The 7614-nt window shown below is 71.7% G+C and carries 5 protein-coding genes, 3 tRNA genes and 1 pseudogene; 3 read left to right on the top strand and 6 right to left on the bottom strand.

Annotation, left to right across the window (positions count from 1 at the left end):
* The 6 genes and pseudogenes from ACZ7GZ_RS30500 to ACZ7GZ_RS30475 form a co-directional block, all read right to left on the bottom strand.
* Nucleotides 1-187: pseudogene (locus ACZ7GZ_RS30500) on the bottom strand (hypothetical protein); the annotation flags it as partial.
* Between the two features lie 3 nt (nt 188-190).
* Nucleotides 191-263: transfer RNA gene (locus ACZ7GZ_RS30495), tRNA-Lys, on the bottom strand.
* A 110-nt stretch (nt 264-373) separates the two neighbouring features.
* Complete coding sequence (locus ACZ7GZ_RS30490) at nt 374-1888, bottom strand: amino acid permease (protein WP_471029050.1); 1515 nt, start codon at nt 1886-1888, stop codon at nt 374-376.
* Between the two features lie 127 nt (nt 1889-2015).
* Nucleotides 2016-4202, bottom strand: a complete 2187-nt coding sequence (locus tag ACZ7GZ_RS30485) for a DEAD/DEAH box helicase (RefSeq protein ID WP_471029047.1) — start codon at nt 4200-4202, stop codon at nt 2016-2018.
* A 270-nt stretch (nt 4203-4472) separates the two neighbouring features.
* Nucleotides 4473-4985, bottom strand: a complete 513-nt coding sequence (locus tag ACZ7GZ_RS30480) for a hypothetical protein (RefSeq protein ID WP_471029046.1) — start codon at nt 4983-4985, stop codon at nt 4473-4475.
* 280 nt (nt 4986-5265) lie between these two features.
* A complete protein-coding gene (locus ACZ7GZ_RS30475) occupies nt 5266-5616 on the bottom strand; it encodes a metallopeptidase family protein (protein ID WP_471029060.1) in 351 nt (116 codons plus the stop codon).
* 124 nt (nt 5617-5740) lie between these two features.
* Between ACZ7GZ_RS30475 and ACZ7GZ_RS30470 the strand changes: the two genes are divergently transcribed.
* From ACZ7GZ_RS30470 to ACZ7GZ_RS30460, 3 genes are all read left to right on the top strand, one after another.
* Entirely contained in the window at nt 5741-7327 is a 1587-nt protein-coding gene (locus tag ACZ7GZ_RS30470) for a metallophosphoesterase family protein (protein WP_471029044.1), read from the top strand.
* Nucleotides 7328-7407: 80 nt separating this feature from the next.
* Nucleotides 7408-7480 (top strand) — tRNA-Glu (locus ACZ7GZ_RS30465).
* 36 nt (nt 7481-7516) lie between these two features.
* Nucleotides 7517-7591 (top strand) — tRNA-Asp (locus tag ACZ7GZ_RS30460).
* Nucleotides 7592-7614 lie beyond the last annotated feature (23 nt).

The following is a 7614-nucleotide window of genomic DNA, read 5'->3' as shown; positions in this document are numbered from 1 at the left end:
GCGGCAGCCTGATGTCCACGACCGCGAGGTCCGGCCGGAACTCCAGCAGCGCGCCGAGCAGGCCCGGCGCGCTGTCGGTGGCCGCCACGACCTCGCACAGAACCCCGAAAACGCCACAGCGCCCGAGCCGACCGAAGCCGGCCCGGGCGCTGCACAGCAGGTCAGAGGGCGTACCCCCGCCTACCATCCGTAGGCCCTGTGGGACTCGAACCCACAACCAATGGATTAAAAGTCCACTGCTCTGCCAATTGAGCTAAGGGCCCAGGCGATGTTGCCTGTCCGAGCATAGCCGGACGAGGCCGGGTCTCCGATCGGGTATCGGTGACCCGGCCGCGTCGCGTGGGGTTCGGAACGGGAGGAGCGGGCCGGATGGTCACTTTTCGACCAGCTCCGCAGCGGCGGCCCGCTCCCCGCCGAGGAACCAGTGGCGGGCCGACGCCAGCCACCAGGCCGCCGCGAAGCCGAGGACGACCAGGACCGCGACGGGGGCGTAGTTGAAGGTCTTCCAGGTGACCGGGGAGACCTGCGGGAGCATGAAGAGGATGGTGATCACCACGACCCAGGTCACCGAGACGGCACCGACCAGGGACGACCACCGGCCCAGGTGCCACGGCCCGCGTTCGAAGGCGGCGCCCCTGCGGAGGCGCAGGAAGGTCGGGATGACGTACGCGATGTAGAGGCCGATGACCGCGATCGACGTCACCGCCGCGTAGGCCGTCGAGTTGATCAGATAGGGCAGGCCCAGGGCCAGGGCGCCCAGCGCGGCCAGCCAGACCGCCGCCACGGGGGTGCGGGTGCGCGGGCTGACCGTGTGCCAGACACGGGACAGCGGCAGTGCGCCGTCGCGCGAAAAGGCGTAGATCATGCGGCTGTTGGCCGTCACCGACGCCATGCCGCAGAAGAGCTGGGCGCCGATGACGACCAGGAGCAGGAGTTTGCCGGTCGTGGCGCCGAGTGCGTCCAGGAGGATCTGGGCCGGGGGCGCGCCCGTCGGGGACGTCAGCTCCCTGTCGTAGGACTGGATCGCGAACGTGAAGCCCAGCAGAAGCACGAAACCGGCGATCCAGGACGTCCAGATCGAACGGACGATGCCCTTCGGACCCGCCGTGGACGCGTCGTGGGTCTCCTCGGTCATGTGGGCGGAGGCGTCGTAGCCGGTGAAGGTGTACTGGGCCATGAGCAGGCCGAGGAGGACGACGTACGGGCCGCTGCCCCAGCCCGTCTCGTCGACGAAGTGCGTGAACACGAAGGACGCCGTCTGGTGGTGGTCGGGGACGAACGCCAGCGCGCCGACGATCACCGCCACGCCCAGCACGTGCCACCACACGCTCACGCTGTTCAGGAACGCGACGATGCGCACGCCGAAGGTGTTCAGCAGGCCGTGGAGGACGAGTATCGCCGCGAACAGCAGGACCGTGCGGCCCGGTGTCACCCGGAAGTCGAACTGGAGGTTCAGGTACGCGCCCAGGAAGGAAGCCGCGCCGAAGTCGATGCCCGCGGTCACCGCGACCTGGCCCAGCACGTTGAACCAGCCGGTGAACCAGGCCCAGGCCGCCGCCGAGCGGGGTGGTGCAAGGCGGTGGGCCCAGAAGTAGAGGCCGGCCGAGGTGGGGTACGCCGAGCAGATTTCGGCCATCGAGAGGCCGACGAACAGGGTCAGCAGGCCCACCACGACCCAGCCCCAGGTGATCACCGCGGGGCCGCCGGTGGTCATGCCGAAGAGATACAGGGTCAGGCAGCCCGACAGCACCGAGATGATCGTGAAGGAGACGGCGTAGTTCGAGAACGCCGACATCCGGCGGGCGAGGACCTGGGTGTAGCCGAGCTGGGCCAGCCGCTCCTCGTCCGAGAGGCCGTGGGTCCCGTTCGCTCTCGCGTCTTCTGTCATGCCCCCAGCAATTCCCTCCCTGGAGGCGTGACATGCGTCACCCGGTGACTGAAAAGGGCCCGCACGACCGGAGTCGTACGGGCCCTCGTCGGGTCACTCGGCGTCAGCCGTGGACTCAGCCGTGGCGTCAGCCGTTGCGCTTCCAGCGCGGCTTGTCCTCGCGGCGGCCGAAGGAGCCGTTGCCACGGTGGTCGTCACGGCGGCCGTAGGGGCGCTCGTGGCCGCCGGAGCGGAAGCCCGGGCGGTCGTCGCGGCGGTCGCGGTTGAACGGACGGTCGCTGCCCCGGTGCCCGCCGCGCTCGTCCCGGCGGAAGCCGCCACGGTCGTCACGGCGCTCGAAGGAACGGCCACCGCGGTCGCCACGGTCGCTGCGGTCGCCACGGTCGCTGCGGTCGCTGCGGTCGCTGCGGTCGAACGGACGGCGCTCCTCACGGCGCTCGAAGCCACGGCCACCGCGGTCGTCACGACGCTCGAAACCGCCACGGTCGTCACGGCGCTCGAAGGAACGGCCACCGCGGTCAGTGCGGTCGCTGCGGTCGCGGTCGAACGGGCGGCGGTCGTCACGGCGCTCGAAACCACGGCCGCCACGGTCGTCACGGCGCTCGAAGGACCGGTCGCGGTCGAACGGGCGACGCTCGTCACGCCGCTCGAAGCCACGGCCACCACGGTCGCCGCGCTCGCCACGGTCGTCGCGGCGCTCGAAGTTACGCTCGCCACGGTCGTCGCGGCGGTCGAAGCCGCGCCGCTCCCGGCGCTCGTACGGCGCCGAAGCCGCCGGGCGCTCCTCACGCTCGGTCTCGCGCTCCGCCGACTCCTGGGCCACGGCGAGCTCCTCGGCCGCCGTCGCCTGCGCCTCGGCCACCGCGGCCTCGGGGTCCTCGCCGCGCTCGCGGGCGACCCGGGCCACCAGCCGGTCCGACTCCTCGCGCAGCTCGGTCGCACGGCGCTGGGCACGCTCCAGCTGCTTGGTGAGCTGGGCGACCTCACGCTCGGCCTGCTGGGCGGCGTTGGCGGCGGACTCGGCCTGGACCTCGGTCATGGATCGGGCGCCGGTGATCTCGGCGACCTCCGGGTCGAAGGCGGCGCCGCCCTGGATGATGTGGCGGGCCGCGTCGACGCCGGCGTCCTCCATCAGGCGGAAGATCTGGCGCCGCTGGTGCGGCAGGGAGAGGGAGACGACCGTGCCGGTACGGCCCGCACGGGCGGTACGGCCCGCACGGTGCAGGTAGTCCTTGTGGTCGCCCGCGGGGTCGACGTTCAGGACGAGGTCGATGCCGTCGACGTGGATGCCGCGCGCGGCGACGTCCGTCGCGACCAGGACGCTGACGTAACCGTCCTTGAAGTCGGCCAGGGTGCGGGTCCGGGCGCCCTGGGTCATGCCGCCGTGCAGCGCGTCGGCCTTCACCCCGGCCTCGCGCAGCTGCTCGGCGACGCGGTCGGCGCCCAGCTGGGTGCGGACGAAGATGATCGTGCGGCCCTTGCGGGAGGCGATCGCGGCGGTGACCGGCGCCTTGTCCTTGGGCTTCACGATGAGGATGTGGTGCGACATGGTCGTCACCGCGCCCTGCGCCGCGTCCACCTCGTGCAGCACGGGCTCGTTCAGGTAGCGGTCGACCAGGGTCTTGATCTCGTTCTCCATCGTGGCGGAGAAGAGCATGCGCTGGCCGCCGGCCGGGACCTGGTCGAGCAGCTCGGTGACCTCGGGCAGGAAGCCCAGGTCGGACATCTGGTCGGCCTCGTCCAGGACGGCGATCTGCACGTCCTCGAGGGAGCAGGCGCCACGGTTGATGATGTCGCGCAGGCGGCCGGGGGTGGCGACGAGGATGTCGACGCCGCGCTCCAGGGCGTAGATCTGGTTGCCCATGGAGGTGCCGCCGCAGACGACCTTCATCTTCAGGCCGACGACGTCGCCGTACGGCTGCAGAGCGTCGGCGACCTGCATGGCCAGCTCGCGGGTCGGGGTGAGGATGACCGCGCGGGGCTTGTGCTTCTGGGTGCGTCCGCCGGCCAGCTGGGCCAGGGTCGGCAGACCGAAGGAGAGGGTCTTGCCGGAGCCGGTGCGGCCCCGGCCGAGGATGTCCTTGCCGGCCAGGGCGTCCGGGATGGTCGCGGCCTGGATCGGGAAGGGGGTCGTCACGCCGTTCTGCGCGAGCTTGCGCACAACGCCCTCGGGGAGGCCGAGGTCGGCGAAGGTGGTCTGGGGGGTGGTGTCGGGGGCCTCGGGGGCCTCGGTGACCTCGGTCGTCACGTCGACGAGTTCGTTCTCGATCTCGTTCTCGGACACGACGATCTGATCAACACTGGACACGGACATGCGAATGCGAAACCTTCCGGAGTCTCTTCGGCACGCGCCCGTCAACTCCGTGATTCGCTCACGACCGCCTCAATGCGGTCCGCCACGGCAAAGGAGAGTACGCGCCACACGGCGCGCTCTGTGGTGGCGCCGGGCAAATGGGATCAAACGATCTACCACCATACGCACCCACCACCCCTGAAGGCAAACCGAGCCCCATCGTTGCAGGTCAGCACGGCAACTGCGGGTCTGCTCGCCGCCCGTGGCCCGGCTCGTCGTCCGCTCGGCCCTTCACGCCGGTGCGCCGGCCGTGGGCGCCGGCTCGCGCTGGACGAGCTGCGGTCCGGTCTCCTCGTGCGCCGAGGAGGACGGCTCGGCCGACGGTGGCTCGGAGGTCGCCGGGGGCGGGGTGGAGGCCGGGGGCGGCTCGGGCGGAGCGGAGGTGACCGGCGGAGGCGGCGGGGCCTTGGTCGGCGCCGGGTCCACGGGATCCGTGGGCTTGCGGGGCTTCGCCGGGGTCGCGGTGGCGCTGCCCTCGCCGGACGGGGTGGGCGACGCCGAGGCCCGCTCTTCCGGCTTCGGCTTGCCGCCGTGCCCGTGCTTGCCGTCGACCGCCGCGCCGTTGTGACCGAGGCCACCGGCACCGACCACCGGGCCGCCGTCGGGCGCCTTCCCGCCGCGCTGCCCCGCCGAGTGCGAGGGCCTGACCGGGCCCGCGGCGTCACCCACGTTCACACAGCCGGCGGCAGCGGCGAGGGCCAACACCGTGACGGTGAGCCGGACGGGTACGGGCAAGGGGCGCACGGCGGCCACCTCCGGAGGCGAGGAAAGGAGTCAACCTCCCCAACTCCCGCTACCCACAAGAGGACACGCGCCCACCCGCATCCCCACAGGCGTCACCGATCAGCCACATACCCGCATCCACCGCCCAGCCCCACACCCGCCCGCCGCCCGCACCCGACCCCACGCTCGGCGCCACACCCATCCCCCCACGGCCTCACGCCGGCCCACGCCCAGCCCCGCGCTCACCCACGCTCACCCAGGCTCAGCGTGACGCCCCCCCACCACCCCGCCTCGCCCGCCCTCAGCCATAGCCGAGCGTGTGCAGGCGGGCGTCGTCGATGCCGAAGTGGTGGGCAATCTCATGCACCACGGTCACCTCGGCCTCCGCGACGACGTCCTCGCGGCTGGTGCACATCCTCAGCGTGGGCCCCCGGTAGATCGTGATCCGGTCCGGCAGCACCCCCGCGTACCACTCGCCGCGCTCGGTCAGCGGTGTCCCCTCGTAGAGACCCAGCAGCTCCGGGTCGTCGGCGGGGGGTTCGTCCTCCACGAACACCGCCACGTTGTCCATGAGCCGCGTCAACTCCGGCGGGATCCGGTCGAGCGCCTCGGCGACCAGTTCCTCGAACTCCTCGCGCGTCATCTCCAGCACACGGTCATTGTCCGGCACGAGGGGCTTCCCCGGAGCGTCCCCGACGGGCCGGGCGAGGCCCGTACGAGGCCGGCAGGGGCCGCATATCCGCATATCCGCCCCGGGCCGTGGGCATACGGCACCAATGGTCCGCGTCCCGGTCGCAGCACTCCGCACGATGAGGAACCGCATGCGCACCGCCCGCCCCGGCAGCCGCCCGCTGCGCGCCCCGGAGCTCGCCCTGCGCCCCCGCCCCCGCCCCTGGCTCAGCGCCCTCGGCCTCACGGCCGTCGTCCTGCTCGGAGCCTGGCTGGGCCTGCTGATCGTGGGGAACGTACGGACCCCGGTCGGGCCCATGAACACGACGATGGCGCTGCGCCCGTCGCTCACCGGCGGCACGAGGATCAACATCTCGCCGCTGGGTGCGCTCTCCCTGGACAGCCATGTGGCACCGGTCCGCCTGGACGTGAACGTGGACCAGCTCGACCCGCTCCGTTCCCAGGCCCTGGTCGACCACCCCGAGCGGATCTCCGGCCTCCAGGACGAGGTCGCCAAGGACGTCGAGCACGGCACGCTGGACCTGGCCGTACGCTCCTGTGTCGCCGTGGTCGCCGGTGCCACGGCCCTCGGCCTCGCCGTCTACCGCAGCCCCCGCCGGGCCCTCGCCGCCGGCGGCCTCGCCCTGGCCCTGTTGGCGGCGTCCGGGGCGAGCGCGTACGCCACCTGGAACCCGAAGTCGATCCTCGAGCCGAGGTTCTCCGGACTGCTCAGCTCGGCGCCGCAGGTGGTCGGCAACGCGCGCAGCATCGTCACCGACTTCGACGTCTACCAGCAGGAGCTGGCCCGCCTGGTGACGAACGTGACGAAGCTCTACGACGTCACCTCCACGCTGCCGGCGTACCAGCCGGACCCCTCCACCATCCGGGTCCTGCACGTGTCGGACATCCATCTCAACCCGGCGAGCTGGAAGATCATCGCCTCGCTGGTCGAGCAGTACAAGGTGGACGTGATCGTCGACTCCGGCGACACGATGGACCACGGCACGGCGGCGGAGAACGGCTTCCTGGACCCGGTCCGGGACCTGGGGGTGCCCTACGTCTGGGTGCGGGGCAACCACGACTCCCGGACCACCCAGCGCTATCTGGAGCGGATGAAGAACGTGCACGTCCTGGACGACGGACGCGCACAGACCATCGCGGGCCTGCGCTTCGCGGGCATCGGCGACCCCCAGTTCACCCCCGACCGTTCGGTGGAGCCGGGCGGAGACGCGGCCGAGCAACTGGCCGGCGACCGGCTGGCCAGCGCCCTGCGCGACCAGCGGGCGGCCGGCAAGCCGGTCGATGTCGCGATCGCGCATGAGCCCGCCGCGGCCCGCGAGACGGACGGCGAGGTGCCGCTGGTGCTGTGCGGCCATCTGCATCACGAAGGCGACGAGATGCTCCCCTACGGCACCCGGCTGCGCATGGAGGGCTCCACGGGCGGAAGCGGGCTGCGTGCGGTGGAGCGCGAGTACCCCGCTCCCATCGAGGCCTCGATCCTCTACTTCGACCGCGACAGCCGCCGCCTGCAGGCCTGGGACGCGATCAAACTGGGCGGGCTGGGGGAGACGACGGCCGAGGTCAGCCGCCACCTGGCCGATGACGCCCCCGGCCGGCGGCACCACCGCGAGCAACCGGGCACCACACCCGGCCCGACGGCCCCCTCGCGCACCTCTTCGACGCCCTCGCCGTAAACCGTTTTGGCGATACCCCCCGCCATCCCATATGCTTCTCACGTCCCCGACGCGCTGAGAAGCGCCCAGGCGGGCCGATAGCCCTCATCGTCTAGCGGCCTAGGACGCCGCCCTTTCAAGGCGGTAGCACGGGTTCGAATCCCGTTGGGGGCACGCAATACCGTGTGCGACACTGTTGCACGCACGCTTGGTCCTGTGGAGCAGTTTGGAGTGCTCGCCACCCTGTCAAGGTGGAGGCCGCGGGTTCAAATCCCGTCAGGACCGCTGGTGTTTCACGTGAAACACCG

Source organism: Streptomyces sp. NPDC037288 (genome assembly GCF_055603265.1).
The sequence above is the reverse complement of the archived record's forward strand: the minus strand, read 5'-3'. Positions and strand labels throughout refer to the sequence as shown.